The sequence below is a fragment of the Flavihumibacter cheonanensis genome, from assembly GCF_022352215.1.
Classification (GTDB): Bacteria; Bacteroidota; Bacteroidia; order Chitinophagales; family Chitinophagaceae; genus Flavihumibacter; species Flavihumibacter cheonanensis.
On record NZ_JAKRWF010000001.1, the window covers coordinates 1,977,815 to 2,000,466 of the forward strand.

At 44.7% G+C, this 22,652-nt stretch carries 21 protein-coding genes; 10 read left to right on the forward strand and 11 right to left on the reverse strand.

Features of this window, described 5'->3' with window-relative positions; genetic code table 11:
* Positions 1-55 precede the first annotated feature (55 nt).
* The gene (locus MD536_RS08750) at positions 56-1,048 is read left to right on the forward strand and encodes a beta-ketoacyl-ACP synthase III (protein WP_239597902.1); all 993 of its coding nucleotides are present in this window, start codon (positions 56-58) and stop codon (positions 1,046-1,048) included.
* A 454-nt stretch (positions 1,049-1,502) separates the two neighbouring features.
* Here MD536_RS08750 and MD536_RS08755 read toward each other — a convergent pair whose 3' ends face one another.
* Genes MD536_RS08755 through MD536_RS08765 form a run of 3 tightly spaced genes read right to left on the reverse strand, consistent with a single transcriptional unit; the run spans position 1,503 to position 3,635 of the window.
* On the reverse strand, positions 1,503-2,549 hold the full coding sequence (locus MD536_RS08755; protein WP_239597904.1) for a nucleoid-associated protein: 1,047 nt from the start codon (positions 2,547-2,549) through the stop codon (positions 1,503-1,505).
* Entirely contained in the window at positions 2,546-3,097 is a 552-nt protein-coding gene (locus MD536_RS08760; protein ID WP_239597906.1) for a hypothetical protein, read from the reverse strand. The genes MD536_RS08755 and MD536_RS08760 overlap by 4 nt, the downstream gene beginning before the upstream one ends.
* A gap of 40 nt (positions 3,098-3,137) precedes the next feature.
* The gene (locus MD536_RS08765; protein WP_239597907.1) at positions 3,138-3,635 is read right to left on the reverse strand and encodes a DinB family protein; all 498 of its coding nucleotides are present in this window, start codon (positions 3,633-3,635) and stop codon (positions 3,138-3,140) included.
* A gap of 42 nt (positions 3,636-3,677) precedes the next feature.
* On the opposite strand from MD536_RS08765, the gene MD536_RS08770 reads away from it, so the two are divergent.
* Positions 3,678-4,904: a trans-sulfuration enzyme family protein gene (locus tag MD536_RS08770; RefSeq protein WP_239597909.1), complete on the forward strand. Its 1,227-nt coding sequence runs from the start codon at positions 3,678-3,680 to the stop codon at positions 4,902-4,904.
* A gap of 16 nt (positions 4,905-4,920) precedes the next feature.
* A complete protein-coding gene (locus tag MD536_RS08775) occupies positions 4,921-5,367 on the forward strand; it encodes a GNAT family N-acetyltransferase (protein ID WP_239597911.1) in 447 nt (148 codons plus the stop codon).
* 78 nt (positions 5,368-5,445) lie between these two features.
* On the opposite strand, the gene fabD is transcribed toward MD536_RS08775, so the two are convergent.
* Genes fabD through MD536_RS08790 form a run of 3 tightly spaced genes read right to left on the reverse strand, consistent with a single transcriptional unit; the run spans position 5,446 to position 7,446 of the window.
* Positions 5,446-6,336: an ACP S-malonyltransferase gene (gene fabD, locus MD536_RS08780; RefSeq protein ID WP_239597913.1), complete on the reverse strand. Its 891-nt coding sequence runs from the start codon at positions 6,334-6,336 to the stop codon at positions 5,446-5,448.
* Between the two features lie 36 nt (positions 6,337-6,372).
* A complete protein-coding gene (gene folE, locus MD536_RS08785; protein WP_239597915.1) occupies positions 6,373-6,969 on the reverse strand; it encodes a GTP cyclohydrolase I FolE in 597 nt (198 codons plus the stop codon).
* Positions 6,970-7,029: 60 nt separating this feature from the next.
* A complete protein-coding gene (locus MD536_RS08790; RefSeq protein ID WP_239597917.1) occupies positions 7,030-7,446 on the reverse strand; it encodes a 6-pyruvoyl trahydropterin synthase family protein in 417 nt (138 codons plus the stop codon).
* A gap of 154 nt (positions 7,447-7,600) precedes the next feature.
* Between MD536_RS08790 and mqnB the strand changes: the two genes are divergently transcribed.
* From mqnB to MD536_RS08800, 3 genes are read left to right on the forward strand one after another with little or no spacing between them, the layout of a single operon-like run.
* Positions 7,601-8,257, forward strand: coding sequence for a futalosine hydrolase (mqnB, locus tag MD536_RS08795; protein WP_239597920.1), 657 nt, complete (start codon positions 7,601-7,603; stop codon positions 8,255-8,257).
* Positions 8,258-8,270: 13 nt separating this feature from the next.
* A complete protein-coding gene (locus MD536_RS21935) occupies positions 8,271-8,402 on the forward strand; it encodes a hypothetical protein (RefSeq protein ID WP_262915926.1) in 132 nt (43 codons plus the stop codon).
* A complete protein-coding gene (locus MD536_RS08800; protein ID WP_239597922.1) occupies positions 8,399-9,205 on the forward strand; it encodes a 1,4-dihydroxy-6-naphtoate synthase in 807 nt (268 codons plus the stop codon). The genes MD536_RS21935 and MD536_RS08800 overlap by 4 nt, the downstream gene beginning before the upstream one ends.
* Here MD536_RS08800 and MD536_RS08805 read toward each other — a convergent pair.
* The 4 genes from MD536_RS08805 to MD536_RS08820 form a co-directional block, all read right to left on the reverse strand.
* Positions 9,181-10,491 (reverse strand): cryptochrome/photolyase family protein, encoded by a 1,311-nt coding sequence (locus tag MD536_RS08805; RefSeq protein ID WP_239597924.1) that lies wholly within the window; start codon positions 10,489-10,491, stop codon positions 9,181-9,183. The genes MD536_RS08800 and MD536_RS08805 overlap by 25 nt on opposite strands.
* Positions 10,492-10,536: 45 nt before the next feature.
* Complete coding sequence (locus tag MD536_RS08810) at positions 10,537-11,391, reverse strand: aminotransferase class IV (RefSeq protein ID WP_239597926.1); 855 nt, start codon at positions 11,389-11,391, stop codon at positions 10,537-10,539.
* Between the two features lie 287 nt (positions 11,392-11,678).
* Positions 11,679-13,928, reverse strand: a complete 2,250-nt coding sequence (locus tag MD536_RS08815; RefSeq protein ID WP_239597927.1) for a Tex family protein — start codon at positions 13,926-13,928, stop codon at positions 11,679-11,681.
* A 52-nt stretch (positions 13,929-13,980) separates the two neighbouring features.
* Positions 13,981-14,640 carry an alpha/beta fold hydrolase gene (locus tag MD536_RS08820; RefSeq protein WP_239597929.1) on the reverse strand — a complete coding sequence of 220 codons (660 nt, stop codon included), beginning with the start codon at positions 14,638-14,640 and terminating at the stop codon, positions 13,981-13,983.
* 39 nt (positions 14,641-14,679) lie between these two features.
* Here MD536_RS08820 and MD536_RS08825 point away from each other — a divergent pair, with 39 nt between their 5' ends.
* From MD536_RS08825 to fbaA, 4 genes are all read left to right on the forward strand, one after another.
* On the forward strand, positions 14,680-16,041 hold the full coding sequence (locus MD536_RS08825) for a pyridoxal-phosphate dependent enzyme (RefSeq protein WP_239597932.1): 1,362 nt from the start codon (positions 14,680-14,682) through the stop codon (positions 16,039-16,041).
* Positions 16,042-16,669: 628 nt separating this feature from the next.
* Positions 16,670-17,476 carry an ABC transporter substrate-binding protein gene (locus MD536_RS08830; protein WP_239597933.1) on the forward strand — a complete coding sequence of 269 codons (807 nt, stop codon included), beginning with the start codon at positions 16,670-16,672 and terminating at the stop codon, positions 17,474-17,476.
* Positions 17,477-17,488: 12 nt separating this feature from the next.
* Entirely contained in the window at positions 17,489-18,595 is a 1,107-nt protein-coding gene (locus MD536_RS08835) for a hypothetical protein (RefSeq protein WP_239597936.1), read from the forward strand.
* A gap of 85 nt (positions 18,596-18,680) precedes the next feature.
* Complete coding sequence (fbaA, locus tag MD536_RS08840; RefSeq protein WP_239597938.1) at positions 18,681-19,748, forward strand: class II fructose-bisphosphate aldolase; 1,068 nt, start codon at positions 18,681-18,683, stop codon at positions 19,746-19,748.
* A 40-nt stretch (positions 19,749-19,788) separates the two neighbouring features.
* On the opposite strand, the gene MD536_RS08845 is transcribed toward fbaA, so the two are convergent.
* Positions 19,789-22,638, reverse strand: coding sequence for a M16 family metallopeptidase (locus MD536_RS08845; protein WP_239597940.1), 2,850 nt, complete (start codon positions 22,636-22,638; stop codon positions 19,789-19,791).
* Between the last annotated feature and the right edge of the window lie 14 nt (positions 22,639-22,652).

Sequence of the window (22,652 nt, forward strand, 5' to 3'; positions counted from 1 at the left end):
AGGCTGCAAAATAAACTATTACCCCTAAATTTGTGCCGCTTTTGAAATTAAACGCATGACCAAAAAAATTACAGCCGCCATTACAGCCGTAGGCGGTTTTGTTCCCGAGGATAAGTTAACCAACGCTGACCTCGAGAAAATGGTTGACACCAACGACGAATGGATCCGTACCAGAACTGGCATTTCCGAAAGAAGAATTTTACGTGGTGAAGGCAAAGCTACTTCCGATATGGCGGTACCTGCTGTATTGGATTTGCTGAGTAAAAGGGGGATGAAACCCGAAGAAATCGACTGTCTGATTGTAGCAACTGTTACTCCCGATATGGTTTTCCCGGCTACTGCCAACATTGTTTGCGACAAGATTGGCGCAGTAAATGCCTGGGGTTATGATATGAGTGCGGCCTGTTCAGGCTTTCTTTTCGCGCTTACAACAGGGGCCATGTATATTGAAAGTGGCCGGTACAAAAATGTGGTGGTTGTGGGTGCCGATAAAATGAGTGCCATTGTAGATTATACCGATCGTAATACCTGTGTTCTGTTTGGGGATGGAGCCGGCGCGGTGCTGCTGGAACCGGACGAAGAAGGATATGGTATCCTTGACAGTCTGCTTCGAACAGATGGAAGTGGTCGCCATTTCCTGAACATGAAAGCCGGAGGATCAGCCTATCCTGCTACTATCGAAACAGTTACCAACCGCGAACATTTTGCTTTCCAGGAAGGTAAAACTGTTTTCAAATTTGCGGTAAAGGGTATGGCTGATATAAGTGCCGACCTGCTGGAAAAAAATAAGTTAACTGGTGCTGATATCGCCTGGCTGGTACCCCACCAGGCCAACCTGCGTATTATTGATGCCACTGCAGAACGCATGGGTCTTGATAAGGAAAAAGTGATGATCAATATTCAGCGCTACGGAAATACCACCGCAGCTACTATTCCGCTCTGTTTATGGGAATGGCAGGATCAACTGAAAAAAGACGACCTGCTGGTATTTGCTGCCTTTGGGGGTGGATTTACCTGGGGCGCGACGTTGGTGAGATGGAAGATGTGAAACGTCAGACGTGAGACGTGAGACAGGAAACAAAGGAGAAGGGAGACAAGGGTGAAAGGGGTTCCCCTTCTCCTTAGTCTCCTTCGCCTCCTTTGTCTCCTTCGTTTCACGTCTCACGTCTGACATCTCACTTTTTTGCCTTTCGGGTGATTTTCTCCGTCCATTCGACCTCTTTTTTCTAACCAGTCAGTCAATTACAACCGTTCCGGCACTCTTATTTCATTGTTCTCGAACCGTCCGTGAAGCGTCAGTGAATTGTTCCGCAACCGTTCCACTAATCTCCAGACATTAAGCTATATTCAAAGTAATTTTTAACCTCTCAATAAAATCAGGTGGTCAGATATCTTCCATTCTTCCATTCCTCCTTTTCTCCATCTTCCTAAGCCCATCTTCCATCCCTCCCGTCTCCTTTGCTTCCTTTGTCTCCTTTGCCTCCTTTGCCTCCTCTTCCATACTAGGCCTCCTCATCAAAGTACAACTTGTAATACTTCTTCCCTACCGTCTCATCATAACCGCGTTCCAGGAGGTCGCGGCGACCATGGATGTACACATGGAAATTCTTGTCGAGTTTGAGCACCGACTTAAATACTTTCTGCTGTTTCTTTACAGCAGCCAGGTGGATATCAAATTCTTCATCAATCACATAGTTGCGATTGGCTTCAAAATGTCGTTTATAATCCATGAAACTGTCCACCACCTCGGGGTGATGAATCACTTCATCTGCAAATTCCTGGAGATTGAACTGCTCCTTCGACTTGAAATAATCCATTGACTTATTCAGCAGATCAATCTGATCGGATTTACTTACTTCAAATTTCTCGGCATACTCTTTCTCAATAAAGAGTTTGCAAAGTCCCAATGCCTGGTTGGTATGGTGGTAGCTATCCGTATAAGGCTGTACCTGTAAAAACTCACTGATCCAGTATTGGGTATCGTTCTGTTTATTGGTCGTATCCACCACCAGCACTTTATATCCTTCCGCTTCATTTTCCCGGATGATCAGACAACCCTTATCCAGCTTATTGATATTGATGCCATCCTCGGCCGCCAACTCCCAGCCACCCGCATGCGAAAACACTTTCAGGAAGGTTTCCTTGGTTTCAGATTTAAATAAGCCCAATGCTTTCTTTTCTTCCCCATCCACTAACAACTTATCAAACAACACCACATACAATTCCCCTTCCTTTACTCTTGCATGCGTGGATTTCTGATAGAGCAACTGTGCAAGGAAAACTGATACTTTCTGAAAACTACCCGGATCATCAAAAATCTTTTTGGCATATTGGTATACATCATTCAGCTCCAGATCGCTGATATGTGTAAAATGATAAACATCGTGTTCATTGAAGGGAGCCAGGAAATAGCGGGTCAATAATCCTCGTACAATTTCATCATTAAGCGTAAGTGTGTTAGGCGAAAGTTGCAATGCTTCCCCGCGGGTCGGATTTCCTACTTTATGAACGATCGCTTTTTCCAGCGTAACGGCATCAATTCCTGTCATGGCGCGAAGATAGCGCCTTTGGTATTTTTTTCCTGCAGGGTTCGCTGTGCGGTAAGCTCTCGGTAGCGGGATTTAAACCGCGACCATAAATCATAGGAAGAAAGCCGGCTGTATTGATCAGGAACCGAACCCATGGTCACGAATTGCTTTACAAATGGGCCCTGGAAAAAGCCCACAGCGCCCCATCTGATCCGGTCATCCTGCAGCGCAGGGTATTCGATTACGTATTGTTCGGTACAAACCACCTGGTCGCGGTCGAGATAATACACCTCCAGGTATTCTATAGTATCGACAAAATAATGGATCTCAAAAATCACCACTCTTCCCTCGGAAACAGTGTAATGCCAGGTTTCCCGGATGGGGCGATCATCAGTGAGGAATTTGTTGATATGAAAAGTCTGTTGTGAAACCAGGGATAAGCTATCCGCTTTGTGCACCAACTCATCAATCCGGCTGCGCCAGTCGAATCGTTGTGCAACTGCTTCCTTACACCAAAAATTGCCGACAACAAGTAGCAGCAACCATACCCGGAAAAATCCCCTTTTCATAACACGCCATTTGCTTTCCGTAAGGTACGAAAATTACACACTATTTATTCAGGCCCCGCGACCAGACAATAAAGTCGGTTGCCGGGATATCGGTAACTCCCAACTGCCGTAAAATGGTGACCAGTTGACCCCGGTGATAGGTGCCATGGTTGAATAAATGCATGAGGAGATGCGAATAAGAACTCTCATACGACAGCCCCTTTAAGTTGGTGTAGGAAAAAACTTCGTTCAATTTTGCTTCAGAGGTTGATTCCAGCCATTCTTTCCAAACATGCCCCTGCATCAGCAAGGCTTCTGCTCCTTTCAACGGATGTTCATGAAAGTTTTTACTAGGGATAAACATTTCCGTTTTACCCTGGATGCGCTGCCACCAAAGCGATTCGGCATCCCACATATGCAACAATGTTTTTAACAGGGAGGGGAAACTGCTGGTTATCTCCTTTGTCCAGCTCTCTTCGTTCAGGTTTTTGATACAACCATATAGCTGTTCATTGGCCCAAATATGATAAGCGGCATATTCCAGTAAAAGGGTCTTCATGGTTTTCAGTTAATTTTACTAAAATTAAAGCCTGATTCACATATGTCGAGTAAAGATTTTAAGATGAAAGGAAGTAGTACGGTAGCCGTTCATGGCGGAAATGAACCCGATCCTATGTATTCCCATATCACACCGATTTATGCAAGTTCCACTTTCTATTTTGATACCGCTGAGCAAGGCATGGAGCGATTTGCCGGTGAAGACAAAACACAGATTTATACCAGACTTGGCAACCCCGGATTCAAAGTGGCAGAACAAAAAATTGCTGCCCTGGAAGCACATGGAATTAGCGGGCAGGATGGCCAACCCCTTCAATTGAAAGCCCTGTTACATGCAAGCGGACAGGCGGCTATGTCCACCCTGTTTTTATCTACCTGCAAACCGGGCGATAAAATCCTGACACATTTTTCTTTATATGGTGGCACCCAGGAATTGCTGACCAAAGTAGTGGAAGAGCACCAAATCGAAATCATTGTTGCCGATTTGCGCAATCCTGATCTGGCTGCGAAAGCAATGGAAACACCAGGTATCCGGCTGGTTCATATTGAAACGCCTGCCAATCCAACGTTGAGCTGTGTGGACATCAGCCTGATAAGCGAGATGGCAAAACAAAAGGGATACCTTGTTTCGGTTGATAACACATTTGCAAGCCCTTATCTGCAGCAACCATTCAAATATCCCGGAGTTGATTTTGTGTTTCATTCCACCACCAAATACCTGAATGGGCATGGTTCTGCTATTGGCGGCGTTCTACTGGGAAGAGACCTTGAGTTCATGAAAACCAAAGTCTGGAAATGGCATGTATTGCTTGGCGGCAATGCCAATCCCTTTGATTGTTACCTGTTGATCCAGGGAATGAAAACACTCGAATTACGCATGGACAGACATTGCGCTAATGCCATGGCTGTTGCAGAATATCTTGAGAAACATCCGCAGGTGGAGAAAGTAATGTTTACAGGATTACCATCGCATCCGGATCATGCCATCGCAAAAAAGCAGATGAAAAATTTTGGAGGCATGCTAAGTTTCGAAGTGAAAAGCGGAATTGAAGCAGGTGTTCGCTTTATTAACCGATTACAACTCTGCACCAGGGCAGTTTCATTAGGCACGCTCGATACACTGGTATCTCACCCGGCATCCATGTCGCATGTTGGAGTACCAAAAGCTGAAAGAGAATCCTACGGCATTACGGATGGGTTGATCCGCATGAGTGTGGGCATTGAAAACATCGAAGACATCCTGACTGATCTGGAACAGGCATTGCAATAATTATTAAACTATAACGATGATCACTATACGAAGAGCGGTTGAATCTGATTGTCCGCGTTTACTCGAGTTAATTAAGGAGCTGGCCCTGTATGAAAAAGCGCCGGAAGAAGTAACTGTTACCCTGGAACATTTCACAAAAAGTGGTTTTGGCGATCAACCTGTCTGGTGGGCCTTTGTAGCCGAAGAAAATGGCGTAGTGCAGGGATTTGCGCTGTATTATATCCGGTACAGCACCTGGAAGGGACAACGCATGTACCTGGAAGATATCCTGGTAACGGAATCGATGCGAGGTAAAGGACTCGGCAAATTATTATTTGACCGGTTGATTGAAGAAGCCAAAGAGAAGGGATTGAATGGAATCGTTTGGCAGGTACTAGAATGGAATGAACCTGCTATCAATTTCTATAAAAAATATAATGCTTCCTTCGACCCGGAATGGGTTAACTGTTCTATCTCCGTTTAAAAAGAAAATCCGCCATGGCGAATCACCGGACCGGTGCTTTTCTCCATGGCGGAAAGTTTTTGTCTCCTCTTCCATGCCTCAGCTAATTCCTTCCACCGCTACCGTCTTATCAATCTTTCCGATCAATCCCTGTAATACTTTACCCGGACCCACCTCGGTAAATTTAGAGGCTCCATCCTGGATCATCGCCTGCACACTTTGTGTCCAGCGAACTGCTCCAGTTAATTGTTGAATCAGGTTTTGTTTGATTTCATCTTTATCGATCACGGCTCTTGCAACCACATTCTGGTAAACAGGACAAACAGGCGTTTGAAATTTCATGGCTTCGATCGCATCTTTTAGTTCCTGGCGGGCGGGCTCCATCAAAGGAGAATGGAAAGCGCCACCAACAGGCAACACCAGTGCGCGTTTGGCTCCTGCTGCTTTCATTTGTTCACAAGCCAGTTCAATACCGTTTACAGAACCGCTGATCACTAATTGACCAGGACAATTATAATTGGCGGGAACAACAATTTCACCAGATTCTTCTTGTACGCGGGCGCAGACCTCTTCCACTTTTGCATCGTCTAAGCCGAGCACAGCCGCCATTGTGGAAGGTTGCAATTCGCAGGCCTTTTGCATTGCAAGGGCGCGAATCGAAACAAGCTGAAGGCCATCTTCAAAGTTCAGGACACCATTTGCTACCAATGCAGAAAATTCACCCAGTGAATGACCTGCAACCATATCCGGCTTGTTCTGTTCAATACCCTTATAGGCAATTACTGAATGCAGAAATACTGCAGGCTGAGTAACTTTTGTTTGTCTGAGATCTTCATCTGTACCAGAAAAAAGAATATCGGAGATTCTGAAGCCAAGAATTTCATTGGCTTGTTCAAATAACTTTTTAGCAAAGGCACTGTTTTCATAATGCTCTTTACCCATCCCCGGAAACTGAGATCCCTGTCCGGGAAAAACATAAGCATGCTTCATATAGGCGGTTCTAGTTAGACCGCAAAAATAATCAGATCAGCTCAGTTTGGAAGAAATCAATTTTGTGAACTCACTCCTGGTTTCTGACTTTTCAAATTCTCCCCAGAAAGCCGAGGTAGTAGTAACGGAGTTTTGTTTTTGCACACCCCGCATCATCATACACAGGTGTTTGGCTTCAATAACAACCGCTACACCAATAGGATTCAGTGATTCTTTGATGGCATTCAGAATTTGCGAGGTCAATCTTTCCTGCACCTGCAGTCTCCTGCTATATACGTCCACCACACGGGCGATCTTACTCAAACCAGTGATATAACCATTGGGGATATACGCGATATGTGCTTTACCAAAAAAGGGCAACATATGGTGTTCGCACATGCTGAACAGCTCGATATCTTTCACGATAATCATCTCACTAACATCTTCATGAAATTTGGCAGATTCGAGGATGGCTTTGGCGTCCATCTGGTATCCCTGGGTAAGATATTGCATTGCTTTCGCTACCCGTTCTGGAGTTTTGAGCAACCCCTCACGTTCAGGATTTTCTCCCAAAAGGGCCAACGATTCACGGTAATTTTCAATCAGTCCGGAGGTTATTTTGTCTTCGTACTGTTCAACTTTTTGATATGCCATTACTTAGTGTTTTTGAATTTAATTTGAATGTCTGACGTCTCACGTCTGACGTCTCACCTCCTACTTCCCCGGATAATCCACAAAATTTCGTTCCGTTTCATACAGCCGGATACCCAGTTCATGTTTCGGATCAATATGTGGGCGCAACAATTCGTAGATCACAATCGCAATATTTTCAGCAGTTGGATTTCTTTCTTTGAAATATGGCGTGTCGAGGTTCAGGTTGCGGTGATCAAACAATTGAAGTACTTCGCGATTAATGATATCCGACAACTGCTTCATGTCTATTACAAATCCAGTTGCGGAATCCGGCTCACCCAGCACTTTAACCTCTAATTCATAGTTGTGACCATGAAAATGAGGATAACTGCATTTACCAAAAACCGAAAAATTCTGTGCATCGTCCCAATCAGCCCGAAACAACCTGTGTGCTGCATTAAAATGTTCCTTCCTGTAAACGGCCACTTTGTTTGACATCTCCAACCTGTTTAATAATTGTTGCTGGAAAGTTTAACAGAACAGAATTCAATTTGTTCAGAAATTGATAAAAAGCTGGTCTGATTGCCTTACAAAGCTAGTCATTCGGTAGGATTTATCAGGATTCCCGACATTTGCGGCAAACTATTCAGGAATGCATTGTTTACTGGTTGCGGCCACTGCCGCCGAAATCACTCCTTTTACAGAACACCTGGCTCAGACAGATAAACTGATTCATATTGATTTTGATGTGGATATCCTGATAACCGGGGTAGGCTCTGTTGCCACCACTTATGCTCTGACACGGTACCTCCAGCACAAACGTCCCGAGTTGATCATACAGGCTGGGGTAGCCGGCAGTTTTGACCCCAAGGTTCCTACCGGGACAGTTTACGCGGTTCAGAAAGAAATCATTGCAGACATGGGAGCCGTTGAAAAACAGGGATTTGCGAACGTATTTGAGCTGGGACTGGCAAATCCGAATGAAGCCCCGTTTAAGAGATCCTGGCTGACCAACCCGAATACTACCCTGCTGAAAAGAAGCCGGCTTAAAAAAGTGAATGCCATCACGGTGAATGAGATCTCTACTTCCAAAAAAAGAATCCAGTACTACCAGGAGGCCTACCAGCCAGCGCTTGAATCCATGGAAGGGGCAGCTTTTCATTATGTATGCCTGCAGGAGAATATTCCTTTCATGCAACTAAGAAGCATCTCCAATACGGTTGGTGTTCGGAATAAAAAACAGTGGGATATGCCATTGGCCATTGAGGAGTTGAACAAGGTGTTGATTAGGTTGTTGGAAGCGTTGTAAGAAGTGAGATGGTATGGAAGAGGAGACAGAGGAGACCGGAGACAAAGGAGGCATGGAAGAGGAAACAAAGGAGACAGAGGAGACAGAGGAGACAGAGGAGGCAAAGGAGACGAACCCTGAAAAGACAAAGAACCTGAAAAGATGAGCAATCCGATAAACATAGCATTTTCGCCCTGCCCGAATGATACTTTTATATTCGACGCACTAGTAAACGGTCAGCTTGATACCGGTGGACAACAATTTGAGGTAGTGCTGGAAGATGTACAAACCCTGAATGAATGGGCACTGGAGGGCAGGTATCCTGTTAGTAAAATAAGCTATGGAGTTTGGCCGCAGGTACAGGATCAATACAGATTACTGGATGCAGGAGGAGCGTTAGGATTTGGTGTAGGTCCCCTGCTGATTGCAAGAGAACCTATTGCGTTGGAAGACATTCACCTGAAGCGGATCGCTCTGCCAGGCAGAAACACTACCGCGCACCTGCTTTTCTCCCTGGCTTTCCCGGATGCGCAAAACAAAGACTTTGGCATCTTTCATGAAATTGAAGAAGCCGTCTTATCCGGAAAGGCAGATGCAGGTGTTATCATTCATGAAAACCGGTTTACCTATGAAGCTAAGGGCCTGGTGAAACTGCTCGACCTCGGCGCCTATTGGGAATCAAAATTGCAGTGCCCGGTACCACTGGGTGGTATTATCATTCGAAAAGATCTTCCAGTTGAAATGGACGAGCAATTGAACCAATGGATTCGTGCCAGTATACAATACAGTTGGTCAAACTACTCTGAACTCTCTTCCTTTGTGAAAAACAATGCCCAGGAAATGAGTGAAGAGGTGATGCGCAAACACATCAACCTCTATGTGAATGAATATTCTCTCTCTTTGGGTGATACAGGTAAAAAAGCAGTCTCTGTATTGGAAGCCACCTACGAACGGATTGCTGCTGCATAAGTATCCAGGCAACGTTTTCTTGCCAATTCATGCTCCACAATTGGCCTTGGATAAGTTAACTCATTTATTTCCGGCACCCATTTTCTGATATAAGCACCATCCGGGTCAAATTTCTTTGTTTGCAGATAGGGATTGAAGATCCTGAAATAAGGAGCCGCATCACAACCACTGCCCGCAGCCCATTGCCAGCCTCCATTATTTGCAGCCAGATCAAAGTCAAGCAATTTTTTCGCAAAATAAGCTTCGCCCCAGCGCCAGTCGATCAACAGGTGTTTCGTCAGAAAAGAGGCTACAATCATACGTACCCGGTTGTGCATATAACCAGTAGTATTCAACTCCCGCATGCCAGCATCCACAATCGGATACCCTGTACGCCCCTCACACCAGGCAGCAAATTCATTTTCATTGTTCCGCCAGTTGATCTGATCGTATTCCGGTTTGAAGGAGAGCCCCTTTCCAACCCGGGGGAAATGCCAGAGGATCATATGGTAAAAATCCCGCCAGATCAATTCATTCAGATAGGTCTCATTGAGTTCGGTTGCCTGCTTCGCCAGTTGGCGGATACTGATGGTACCAAATCGCAGGTGTACTCCCAACCTGCTGGTTCCACGGATAGCAGGAAAATCTCGTTGCTCTGTATACTTTTTGGCAACCTTGGGATCCAGCTCTGGATCCGGAAAAGAAAATGAACCAGCTGCAAAACCGATTTCTTTGAGGCTCGGTAAGGCTCTGGGACTGCGTTTATGAAACCCATTAAAATAATTAGCAGTGGGATAGGATTTGAGGTAGAAAGCGTTCAGTTTGGCTTTCCATTTTCTTGAATAGGGCGTAAATACGGTATAAGGTTTGCCATCATCCTTCACCACTTCCTCCTTTTCAAAAATCACCTGGTCTTTGAAGGTATGAAAGACGATACCCTTCTCCTTTAACATAGCTGCTATTGCCGCATCACGTTCGCCAGCATATGGTTCGTAATCATGATTGGTGTAAACAGCTGCTATCCTATTCTCCGTGAGCAGCTGGCTAAAAACTTCCATCGGTTTTCCATGGCGCACATCCAGGCTGGATTTCAGTTTCAACAATTGAGCCTGGATTTGTTCCAGGGCCTGATGAATAAACAAAACCCTTTTATCGGTTTTATCTTCCAGGTCATCCAGGATATTCGAATCAAAAATGAATATAGGCTGAACCGGCAATCCAGAACGTAGGGCATGATACAAACCGGCATTGTCCTCCAGACGGAGATCCCTGCGAAACCAGAAAATTGCGATGTTGCCTGCAGCCATAAATGGAATTTAGAGCATTAACAAGCAATTCTATGCTTGGTTCAACTAATTTTTTGGATGAAAGAGTGGCTGGATGGCCTCCTTGTACAAGCGGGCACTGAAGCTGTTTGTATATTTCCTGTCGCCAAGGCTTCCTACCCAGCGAATGCCATAACTGGTATTGGTAAGAAAAATTTCATCTGCCTGTTGCAGATCTTCTTCGTTGATGGTTGTCTCCTGGAAAGGCAATCCTGCTTTCCTGCAATAATCCAGTATATATCTCCTCATAATGCCCAGCACCGGACCTTCGGATGCTGCAGGTGTATAGAGCACTCCATCTTTTACAAGAAAGAGATTCGCGATGGTGCAGTCGGCCACTCTTCCAAAAGCATTCAGCACCACTGCATCATTCCACTTTTCTTTTTTCACTTCAAGGGCGCCGAGTACATAGGGCAGGTAATTGTTGGACTTGGTATTGGCCAACACGTCCATTGTCTTATGTGCCGTGCGATGAATGCCTAATACCAGGCCATTTTCATTCCATTGATGATTGGCTGGAGGTAGCGACCAACACTGGATTACATGATGGGGAAAATGACTAACCGTATCATATAATCCTCCATTTCCGCGAAAAATCATGAGGCGGATCCTTGCGAGGTTGCTATGCCCATTCCGATGAGCCAGTTGTAAAATTTTATCACCGAGATAGGCGGGAGTAAAATAGGAAGGACATTCAAATTGCAAGAGCGCCAGCCCTGAAAACAGTCGTTCAAAATGCCAGTCGGCCAGTTGAATGCTGCCCTTGTTGACTTTCATTGTTTCAAACAACCCATCTCCATACCGGATAGCCCGGCTATTGGCTCCAATCAATAATTTATCATCCCGGTAAAACTGACCGTCTTCAAATAAAACCTGCGACATACTTGCCCGTTTGACCGGTAAACTTACAACGCAATCAGCGATGCGCTCTCATTTTGTTTTTGATGCTTAAAGAAATAACGACTGCGAGTACTAGTAACATCATCAAAAGCACACAGGCAGGCAAAATCGGATACAGCATTTTCTCGAGGGCTGCTGGTGGAGGGGTAAAAAGTAGCACTAACATGGCATAAGGTTGAAATGCAAACCTATGCCTACAATATGAACTGAACGTGAAGAAAAAACACCCTTTTCGGGGGTGTTTTCCCCATCACCTTAAAGTGGTATATCTATTTGAATTTTTTCTTTAATTCATTCAGTTTCGCCTGGAAATCATTCACCGGCTCAGTCCCCTTCTTCCTTTCCTCCATCCTCCTTTCTCCCATCTTCCTTTCTCCCGTCTTCCTTTCTCCCGTCTTCATCGACAAGCCAATTCGTTTCCTGGCAAGATCCACTTCCGTTACTGTTACCTTCACTTTCTGCTGCAATTTCACCACTTCAGCAGGATCACTCACATAGGTATCACTGAGTTGTGAAATATGAATCAAGCCATCCTGTTTCACACCAATATCTACAAACACTCCAAACTTGGTAATATTGGTAATAATGCCAGGCACCACCATGCCCACTTTTACATCTTCCATTGTTTTGATACTGTCATCAAAACGAAACTCTTCAATTGGTGCGCGGGGGTCACGTCCCGGCTTTTCCAATTCCTTCAGAATATCTTCAATTGTGAATTCACCAATGGTTTCTGAAATGTATTTTTTCCTGTTGATTTGCCGGCGTAGCTCTGCTTTTTCTATCAGGTCTTTTACCTTACAATTCAGGTCCTTTGCCATGGTTTCAACAACGGGATAGGTTTCCGGATGTACGGCACTGTTATCAAGCGGATTAACGGCTTCGCGTATACGCAAAAATCCGGCGCATTGCTCAAAGGTTTTGGGTCCCATCAGGCTAACCTTTTTCAATTCTTCCCTTGATTTAAACGGACCATTTTTTTGGCGGTACTCCACAATATTTTTTGCAAGTGTGGCACTTAATCCAGATACATACATCAGGAGATGTTTGCTGGCTGTGTTCAAATCTACACCCACATGGTTCACGCAGCTTTCAACTACGCGATCCAGGCTTTCTTTCAAACGCGATTGGTTTACATCATGCTGGTATTGTCCCACACCAATAGATTTGGCATCAATTTTCACTAACTCACTCAGCGGATCCAGCAAACGTCTTCCAATACTTACAGCGCCCCTAACAGTAACATCAAAATCAGGAAATTCTTCACGAGCCACTTCTGATGCAGAATAAATCGATGCACCACTTTCATTCACCTGAAATACACTCACGGGTTTACCAAAATCAATTGACCTGGCCAGCGTTTCTGTTTCTCTTCCGGCAGTTCCATTTCCAACACCTATGGCTTCAATATCATATTGCTTCACCAATTGTTTCAGGGTTTCCACAGATTTCTGCCAGTCATTCTGTGGTGGATGCGGATAGATGGTGCTGGTATGAATCAGATTACCCTGTTCATCCAGGCATACCAGTTTACAACCGGTACGAAAACCGGGATCCAATGCCAACACTCTTTTCGACCCTAAGGGAGAAGCCAGTAATAACTGCCGCAGGTTTTCTGCAAACACCTGGATGGCTTCTTCATCTGCCGCATTCTTGGTAGTTAACCGGAATTCATTTTCAATGGAGGGCTTTAACAAGCGATCAAAACTATCCGCAATCGCGTCTCTCATTTCCCCTGCTGCTTCACTGTTGTTTTTCACAAACAATCTTTCCAGTTCAGGTATTGCAATTGCTTTTTCAACATTGATATCCATTAACAGGTAGCCTTCCTTTTCCCCTCTGCGAATTGCCAGTATCCGGTGGGAAGGACATTTGGAAAGCGGTTCAGAGAACTCAAAATAATCGCGGTATTTCTGCGCATCCGCTTCTTCTTTTTTGGAACTCAGCACGCGTGATACCAAAATGGAAGAGGATTCAAACAAAGACCGAATGGCGGTTCTTGCCTGCTGATCTTCAGCCACACGTTCCGCGATGATATCCCGGGCACCCTGTAATGCATCTTTAGCAGATTTCACCTCTTCTTTTACATAGGCCTGAGCAGCTGCTTCCGGACTGCCAGGCTGCTGTTCCCAAATCCAGTCTGCCAGGGGAGCCAGTCCTTTTTCAATAGCCTGGCTGGCTCTTGTTTTCCTTTTGGGTTTATAGGGCAGGTAAATATCTTCCAGCTCAGTAGCATTGATACAGGCTATAATTTTTTCTGATAATTCAGGTGAGAGTTTACCTTGAGATTCAATTGTTTTCAGCACAGTTTCCTTTCTCTTCTCCAGGTCTTTGAAATAGGCGATCTCTTCAACGATGGAAGTGATAACCACCTCATCCAGGTTACCGGTTGCTTCTTTACGGTAACGAGCCATAAAAGGAACAGTGGCCCCTTCTTCCTGCAGTCCATAAACATTCACTACCTGCTTTACAGAAAGCGATAATTTCTGCGCGATTACACTAACATATTTTGGATCCATAGTCACAATATTCGGACCGCAAATATAGCCGGATGAATCATGCAAAATACAGCTATTTATTCCCAACCAAAATTGCAGCCAGTGTTTGGTTTATTTCAGTAGCCCTATTCATCACCATCAGGTGTCCTGCCCCGGGTATCAGGTGAGTGGGTTTTGTATACCGGATGGGTAATAACCGATCGCCCGTGCCATGTATATGATAAATTTTTCCAATTGGTTGCGCTGTTTTCCATTCCAGGATAGCGCCCATCGCCCAACGTAAAAATTTAGGATCAGATTCGCGAATAATTTTTCTGAGGAGTTCTTTGTCTTCACTGGTTTCCGTAGTGAAGAGCCGTTTTGCAATAGATGCCTGTTGAAACAATCCAACCGGAATTACTTTATGCAACTTTAAAGGTGCTGCCCATTTAAAATAAAAGGGTAATTCATTGGGCGATTGAATACTGGCAATCAAAATCGTTTTTTCAGGATGACGAAACTTACTGATTTCTGTTGCCAGCATGCCGCCAAAGGATAATCCCACCAGGCAAAAGGGTTCCTTTTCCGGAATCATAGCTGCGAGTCGCTGTGCATACTGCGTCAGGCTCTCCCCCTGTTCCGGAGGCAACCAGTTAATATGTTCAATGGAATAACCGGGTGGCAATTGAATATGTTTGAACACCCGCTTATCAGCACCTAATCCCGGTATAAAGTAAACGGTCATTGCAGCCATTTGTAAAATTGTACCTTAGCGGCATACTAACAGCCTGCTATGGATATTAAAAATAACATTCTCGAAACGATTGGCAACACGCCATTGATCAGACTTAACAAAATTACAAAAGGTATCCCCGGAACCATACTTGCCAAAGTGGATTATTTCAATCCCGGTAATTCCATTAAAGACCGGATGGCACTCAAAATGGTGGAAGTAGCCGAACAGGAAGGCAAACTTAAACCGGGTGGAACAATTATTGAATGTACCAGTGGTAATACAGGAATGGGGCTTGCATTGGCTGCTGTGGTGAAAGGATACAAATGCATTTTCACTACAACCGACAAGCAGAGTAAAGAGAAGATGGATATCCTGAAGGCAGTTGGTGCAGAAGTGATTGTTTGTCCGACAAATGTGGAACCCGATGATCCGCGCTCTTACTATTCTGTTGCACAACGATTGGCGCGGGAAATTCCGAACTCCTATCATTTCAACCAATACGATAATCTGGCAAATCGCCTGGCGCATTATGAAACAACCGGACCTGAGATCTGGAAACAGACAGATGGAAAAATCACTCACCTGGTATGTACAGCAGGAACAGGAGGAACGATTACCGGAACAGCGCAGTACCTGAAGGAAAAAAATCCTAATATCCAGATCTGGGCAATTGATGTGTATGGTTCTTTGCTCACCAAGTATTTCCGCACCGGAGAAATTGATATGGATGAAGTGCACCCCTATATCTCGGAAGGATTTGGGGAAGATTTTGTTCCTAAGAACTACGACATGTCGGTGATTGATCATTTTGAACAGGTAACTGATAAGGATGGTGCTATCATGGCAAGAAAACTTGCGAAGGAAGAAGGCCTGTTTTGCGGATACAGTGCTGGTTCCTGTATACAGGGATTGCTGCAATTGAAAGACAGACTGAAAGCGGATGATATGGTGGTATGTATTTTTCATGATCATGGCAGCCGCTATGTCGGTAAGATCTACAATGATCAATGGATGATGGAACGTGGTTTCATGGAAGCCAAAACCTTTCGTGATGTAGTAAGTGCAAGAGGTGGCAAACAGCGTTTAATCACGCTGTCTCCTGATAAAACAGTAACAGATGCAGTTGACCTGATGCGTAAGTACGATATTGAACATATACCGGTATTTGAGGGAGACAACATGATTGGTTCTATATCTGAAGGCGGACTCTTTCAGCAGGTATTTGCACAACCGGAAATTCGCCAGGCTATCATAGAGGAAGTACTGGAAAAACCATTTCCCATGGTGGAGTTCACTACACCGATTGAAAAATTAAGCAGCTTAATCAATAAGGAAAACGGGGCTGTGCTGGCGAAGGATGAAATCGGGAACTATCATATTGTTACCAAGTACGATCTCTTGCAAGCCCTGGGCAAATAAGCTGCCAATTCACGTAGTTTTACTATACACTCAGAAGTAGATTAACGAGCAGGTACATGTGTCAGATACGAGGACCTGAGTAAAATCCGTATTGTTAAAATTAAGCAAATGCGCTCTTGTCCGGTGTCTGGCGACAGCCTACTTTTGAATCAGAAATCAGCACCAAGATCCTACGAAAAAACTAGCAAAAATCTGAAGCCAGCGCAAACCAATGTCCAGTAACCAACGTCCAAAACGAAATACTGGTTTCAGGTTATCCAATTGTCCGGTGGAAAACACCAAGTCCTTAAAACCACTATGATTCGAGAGAGTCAGATCCTGAAATCCGGTACCCTCCTGCCCTGTAGCCCGTCCAAGCTGTAAGGCAGGAGGCCGATAGTGGTTCCGAAAAAATTGTAGCCCCGTTTTTACTATCCATACACCCTGACCGCTTTAAAAAGCGAGATTCAGTTTATCCGAAACCCCATGAAGCTATCTGATGATAGCCCCTAACCTCTACTATTCGAATGGCGCCTTACGGCCTGTGCTTACTTAACCTTAGATTTCCGTTTCCCGGCTTTTGCTGTAGTAAGGTATATTGTCATTTTACCCTGACAATTGTACCTGTTACAACAAAAGCTTTTTTATTTTGCGCAAAAAATTGCAGCAGTTCACAGATCAGACCGGTTTTACATTTCAGCTGGACTCCCGGCCCAAACGGATTGTTTCCCTGGTTCCCTCACAAACAGAACTGTTATATACACTGGGACTGGAAGAAAAGGTGGTGGGTATCACCAAATTTTGTATTCATCCGGAACATTGGTTCCGACGTAAAACCAGGATTGGCGGAACAAAAGGAATTCATACCGAAAAGATATTTTCCCTACAACCTGATCTGGTAATTGCCAATAAAGAAGAAAACCTGCAAGCTGAGGTGGAACTGCTTCGCACCCGGGTGCCGGTATGGACCAGTGATATAAACACCCTGGATACAGCCCTGGAAATGATTCAGCAGGTGGGACAACTTGCCGGCGAAATTGAAAAAGCTGCTACGCTGATACAGCAGATAAAAACTGTATTTGCCCAGCTAAAACCAGCATCCCATCCTGCAAGAGTAGCCTACCTGATTTGGAAAAAGCCGTATATGACAGTGGGATCAGATTCTTTTATTTCAGACATGCTCAAAACATGTGGTTTCACTCCAGCCTTTGACCACTTACAACGATATCCTGAAATTTCGGAAGCCGACTTGCAGGCGGCTGCTCCTGAATTCGTTTTTCTTTCTTCAGAACCTTATCCTTTCAAGGAAAAAGATATTGCCGAATTACAACTACTTCTACCGGCTTCGCGAATACTGCTTGTAGACGGCGAACTATTCAGTTGGTATGGCAGTCGGCTCCAATATGCACCTGAATATTTTCAGCAATTGATTGATCAGCTTGGTGCAAATCCCTAACTTGTTTCCACTTTGTATACACCTTTCAGATCAGGCTATTCAAGAGGCGAACCGGATCGCCCTTCCAGGAAAAAACCTATGTTTCCTGTAAGCCAGGCCCTGCGCGGATTTTTGAAACAACATGGTCGGGAGGTTAAACTGCCTGTTTCCTATCGCGATCTGCAGCGCTTCACGTATTCTGTACCCCTGAAAGACAAAGAAGGACAGGATACTCACTGGGAAACAGTAGTGTATGATATGAAAGAATGGGAGTTTATCCGGGAAGGATTAATTCGTATTTATGCCCTGCTCCGGACGGAAGGGGATATGACCTTCAGCAAACACCTGGATGTGGCCCGCATTGATTACTGTGCTTTTGGTAATTCCCAACCTTTCCGAATCCGGATCGTCAATAAGTTTAATGACAATTACGATCATTATTATATCAAAATCGCGGATGCCAGCCGCATCTATGGGCTTGAACTGGAGCATATGCTCTCCCCCAACCGGATTACTTTTTTAACGAATAATCATAGCCTGGTAGAGGAACATATCCCTGGAATTCCGGGTGATGTTTTTATTCAGCAACACCTGAACCGACCCGATACGAATAAAATCCGCATCGCCAAGGAGTTTGTGAAGTTCAATGAACGCTGCTTTGTGCGGCTGCTCGGCGATATGCGGAGTTATAATTTCGTAATTGACATCACGCCGGATATTGAGGACTACCAGTACCGGATCAGAGCCATCGACTTTGATCAGCAGTCCTATGAAGGCAGGAAAAACCTATACCTGCCACAGTTTTTTAAAGAAAATTATCCCCTGGTAGAAACCACGCTGAAACATTTGAATCAGGATAGTATCCAGCAATACCAGACAGAGGAAAGAACCATGATGACCTTCCGGCTGGTATCAGCCCGCTACCGGTTAAAGGAATTGCTGGACATAATGGGCAAAGACACGATTTCCACTCCGGAGAAATTGCACCAACTGGCTTCCGAACTCAGTGAAATGCACCATCACCATAAAGGACTTTTAAGGGCGCGAAATATGGGCCAGTTGGTGAAAGAACACCTGAAAGTATGCCTGCGGAAAAACCTCCTGCTCATCCCCCGCTTTCAGGGCCGTTCGGAAGACTAACCAGTCATTCCCCGCAATATTGTTATATTAGCGCTTCTTTTTAACGATTGCAGTTGCCTGTTTTATCAAAAAACCCAACAAAAAAATGAGCAAGTACAGTGCAGGCGTTCTATTCGGCGATGAATTAGAAGCCCTTTATAAAGACGCCAAAGCCAACAAATTCGCAATGCCCGCGGTAAATACCATCGGTACCGATTCAATCAATGCAACCCTGGAAACCGCAGCAAAAGTCAACTCTCCGGTAATTATTCAGTTTTCAAATGGCGGTGCCCAGTTTATTGCAGGCAAAGGAATGCCAAATGATAAAATGCAGGCCAATATTTCCGGTGCTATTTCAGGCGCTTTGCATATTCACAATGTTGCCAAATACTATGGTGTTCCCGTTGTATTGCATACAGACCATGCTGCCCATAAATGGCTGCCCTGGATTTCAGCCCTGATTGATGCAGGTGAAACCTTTTACAAAGAAAAAGGTCAGCCGCTGTTCAGTTCTCACATGCTGGACCTTTCTGAAGAAAGCCTGGAAGAAAACATTCAAACCTCTGTACAGTATTTCAAAAGAATGCAACCGCTGGGCATGGGTATTGAAATCGAACTTGGAGTTACCGGTGGTGAAGAAGATGGTGTTGACAATAGTGGCGTAGAAAATGATAAACTCTACACTCAACCACAACACGTTGCTTATGCATACGAAGAGCTAGGAAAAGTGGGGCGCCTCTTTACAGTTGCCGCAGCCTTTGGTAATGTGCACGGTGTTTATAGTCCGGGTAATGTGGAACTGCGTCCGGAAATCCTGAAAAACAGCCAGGATTATATCCGTCAGCAGTTTAACACCGAAGAAAAGCCGGTATACTTTGTGTTCCATGGTGGCAGTGGTTCTCCGAAAGAGCAGATTCATGAAACACTCGGCTATGGTGTAATCAAAATGAATATCGACACCGATATGCAATGGGCATTCTGGGAAGGTGTATTAGGCTATTATAAAAAGAATGAAGCTTACCTGCAGGGGCAGTTGGGTAATCCGGAAGGACCCACCAAACCCAATAAAAAATACTACGATCCAAGAGTGTGGTTGCGTAAAGGACAGGATCACTTCGTACAAAGACTGGAAGAAGCGTTCACTGACCTGAATTGTATCAATAGAAATGCTTAATAAAAAAAGGTGTTAGAAAAATCTAACACCTTTTTTCTTTTTAGAAAGGCTTCTTCGCCTCCGTTATCTTTTCAGGCATCAGGATAGCACTGAATACATTCTTTCGGTTCAGCAGGAGTTTAGCTGCTTCCTGGATATCCTTCACCGTTAGTTTATTTACTTTTTCTTCGTACTGCAGGAAGAAGGATGGATCCTGTCCTTCAGAAGCCTGGCTCATCAGTTCCCGCAACCATGTTCCATTTTCTTTCTGATTGGTTTTGTATTGTTCGATCCATTGTTTCTTCACCTTGTTTAAGTAGGAAGAGTCGGGGCCTTTTTTAGTGATCCAGTCTATTTCTGCATTCACTGCTTTTATCAGGGTGTCAACTTTTTCAGGTCCGCAAGGAAGTTGCAATACAAATGAATAGTTAGGGTAAGGGAATTTGGCCACTTCCACAAAAAAGCCACCTCCGTAAATGCCCTGGATTTTTTCTCTCAATTCTTCAATCACCCGGATATTCAGGATTTCAGCAATTGCCTGAGCTTTCAGTTCCATATCCTGGCTATACTTGAGTTCGCCGGTATAGAAATTCAGGATCAGACTTTTCTGTTCCTTACCCTTCATCACCATCAGTTGTTTGTTACCGGAAATGGGTCTTACTTTATTGTCTTTTTTCTCAAATTTCTGACCACTCACCGGTAAACTACCCAGATAGGTTTCCAGTAAGGGGATAATTTCCTCCTCTTTAAAACTTCCAACCAGTACGAACTGCATTCCAGTGGCGTCACCTATTCGCTCTTTGTAAATTTCCATGGTACGGTCGAGGTTGATCTGTTTGAAATTCTCCACTTTGGGGAACACGACCGGGGCCTGCGGATTATTGTTATATAACACCTGATTCAGGGTATCCAGGAAGGCTGCCTGAGGATTCGCTGACAATGCTGCATACTGAGCAACAGAGCGCTGAATGAAGGAACGAAACAGCGCAGTATCTTTCCTTGGTTGGGTCACCTGCAGGTGAACCAGTTGCAATAAGGTTTCTATGTCCTTGTTTCCAGAGGATCCATTAAAACCATCTGTAACTTCTCCAATAGAGGGGGCCAGGTTGACTGTTTTACCGGCCAGTGCTTTTTTCAGATCAGTGGGACTGAATTCGCCCACACCCATAGAAGAAACTACCTGCACAGCAAACTGAGCATTGTATTTGTCGGCTGCACCATAATAATTTCTACCTCCGTTTCTGGTTGCACCCAATAAAATCTGATCGTTTTTAAAGGAAGTTGGCTTAAGGGTAACCATCACACCGTTGCTCAGGGTAAGCTTGGTAGTACCCATTGTTTTATCCAGCTCTTTTTTAACCACCTTACCTGCTTTTGGAGTAGCAGCCAATAAGGAACTGGCTACGGCTTTGTCTTCATAGGCCGTAATATTTTTAGAAGCAGCTGAGCTAACGATTGCCAGCAAATCAGCTGGTGCAGGCAAGCTGGTGTTTGCATCTGGTTCAGGACCGGTAACATATACCAGTTGATTGTCTTTTGCCAATGCATTTTTTACAGTAGCATTCAGTTCCTCCAGACTGATACCAGGTAACAGTTCTTTCACAAGGGCAAATTCCTTTTCGATTCCCGGAATAGTTTCACCAGTAAGAAAGTTCCGTACATATTCGTCTACCCATACCTGTGATTCTGTTTTGTCGCGGTTGTTATAAGAACGCTCCATTGAACTCAGCATGGTTTTTTTTGCTCTATCCAACTCGGAAGTTGTGAAGCCAAACTTATTTACCCGCTCCAGTTCTGTTGTAAGTGCCTCCAATCCTTTTTTGATATCGCCGGTGCCAACAACTGCAACTGCCCGGAAATTCTCATGTCCTCTTACAAAAGCACCATAACCCGCTCCTGCTCCAACAAAGGGAGGATTGGCCTGCTGCGCCAGCTCCTGCAGGCGCTGGTTCAGCATGCTTGAAAACAACTGGCGAACCAGGTTGCGGCGATATCCTCCAACGGTCTTATCTTCTTCTGCAGAAGAAATCGGATAGTTCAATGTAATGGAATACCCTGTTGCTTCTTTATCAGTAACAACTATTGCTTCTTTTTTCAGGTATCCGGGAATTTTTACCGTTTCGCGCTTTCTTTCATTGGGCGGATTTTTTAATCCTTCAAAATGTTTGCGGATCAGTTGTTCCGCCATTGCAGGTTCTACATCACCCACCACCAGCACTGCCATGAGATTGGGCCGATACCAATCTTTATAGAAGCGGCGAATGGCATCCGGCTTGAATGACTTGATGACTTGTTCCGATCCGATCGGGAGTCGAACAGCATATTTGGAGCCTGCAAACAAGGCAGGATAAATCTGCCGCATCATGCGATCCTGTGCTCCTTTTCCAAGACGGCGCTCTTCCAGGATGATGGCTCTTTCGGTTTCAATATCTTCATCCAGGTAGGTAACCTGGTGTGCCCAGTCTTCCAGCACCTGGAAACCTTTTTCAAGATTGCCAGGCTTGTCGGTTGGGATGGGCAGCATATAAACCGTTTCATCAAAACTGGTATAGGCATTCAGGTCATTTCCAAAACCCACACCGATATCCTGGAGGAAGGAAACAATTTCATTCTTTTTGAAATTTTTGGTTCCATTGAATGCCATGTGTTCAGCCATGTGCGCAAGTCCAAGCTGATCATCATCTTCATTGATGGATCCGGCATTAATTACCAGGCGGAGCTCCACCTTATTTTCAGGCATTTTATTAGACCGTATATAATAGGTCAGCCCATTAGCAAGTTTTCCGACTTTTACGGATGGGTCAGGAGGCAGTACAGCGTCCATTGATTGCTGCGCAAGCACTGTCCCGAGTTGTGTTACCAGGAACAGTACCATCAATAAAAACTTTCGAAACCAGGAGATTTCTTTCATATGTGTAAGATTTG

Excerpts from the sequence above, each read along its gene's own strand:
- MD536_RS08750 (WP_239597902.1), top strand. The coding sequence starts at position 56 with ATGACCAAAAAAATTACAGCCGCCATTACAGCCGTAGGCGGTTTTGTT.
- fabD (WP_239597913.1), bottom strand. The coding sequence starts at position 6,336 with ATGAAGCATGCTTATGTTTTTCCCGGACAGGGATCTCAGTTTCCGGGG.
- MD536_RS08790 (WP_239597917.1), bottom strand. The coding sequence starts at position 7,446 with ATGTCAAACAAAGTGGCCGTTTACAGGAAGGAACATTTTAATGCAGCA.
- MD536_RS08820 (WP_239597929.1), bottom strand. The coding sequence starts at position 14,640 with ATGGCTGCAATGACCGTTTACTTTATACCGGGATTAGGTGCTGATAAG.
- MD536_RS08760 (WP_239597906.1), bottom strand. The coding sequence starts at position 3,097 with ATGAAAAGGGGATTTTTCCGGGTATGGTTGCTGCTACTTGTTGTCGGC.
- MD536_RS08755 (WP_239597904.1), bottom strand. The coding sequence starts at position 2,549 with ATGACAGGAATTGATGCCGTTACGCTGGAAAAAGCGATCGTTCATAAA.
- mqnB (WP_239597920.1), top strand. The coding sequence starts at position 7,601 with ATGCATTGTTTACTGGTTGCGGCCACTGCCGCCGAAATCACTCCTTTT.
- MD536_RS08805 (WP_239597924.1), bottom strand. The coding sequence starts at position 10,491 with ATGGCTGCAGGCAACATCGCAATTTTCTGGTTTCGCAGGGATCTCCGT.
- MD536_RS08810 (WP_239597926.1), bottom strand. The coding sequence starts at position 11,391 with ATGTCGCAGGTTTTATTTGAAGACGGTCAGTTTTACCGGGATGATAAA.
- MD536_RS08815 (WP_239597927.1), bottom strand. The coding sequence starts at position 13,928 with ATGGATCCAAAATATGTTAGTGTAATCGCGCAGAAATTATCGCTTTCT.
- folE (WP_239597915.1), bottom strand. The coding sequence starts at position 6,969 with ATGGCATATCAAAAAGTTGAACAGTACGAAGACAAAATAACCTCCGGA.
- MD536_RS08765 (WP_239597907.1), bottom strand. The coding sequence starts at position 3,635 with ATGAAGACCCTTTTACTGGAATATGCCGCTTATCATATTTGGGCCAAT.
- MD536_RS08800 (WP_239597922.1), top strand. The coding sequence starts at position 8,399 with ATGAGCAATCCGATAAACATAGCATTTTCGCCCTGCCCGAATGATACT.
- fbaA (WP_239597938.1), top strand. The coding sequence starts at position 18,681 with ATGAGCAAGTACAGTGCAGGCGTTCTATTCGGCGATGAATTAGAAGCC.
- MD536_RS21935 (WP_262915926.1), top strand. The coding sequence starts at position 8,271 with ATGGAAGAGGAGACAGAGGAGACCGGAGACAAAGGAGGCATGGAAGAG.
- MD536_RS08845 (WP_239597940.1), bottom strand. The coding sequence starts at position 22,638 with ATGAAAGAAATCTCCTGGTTTCGAAAGTTTTTATTGATGGTACTGTTC.
- MD536_RS08775 (WP_239597911.1), top strand. The coding sequence starts at position 4,921 with ATGATCACTATACGAAGAGCGGTTGAATCTGATTGTCCGCGTTTACTC.
- MD536_RS08825 (WP_239597932.1), top strand. The coding sequence starts at position 14,680 with ATGGATATTAAAAATAACATTCTCGAAACGATTGGCAACACGCCATTG.
- MD536_RS08770 (WP_239597909.1), top strand. The coding sequence starts at position 3,678 with ATGTCGAGTAAAGATTTTAAGATGAAAGGAAGTAGTACGGTAGCCGTT.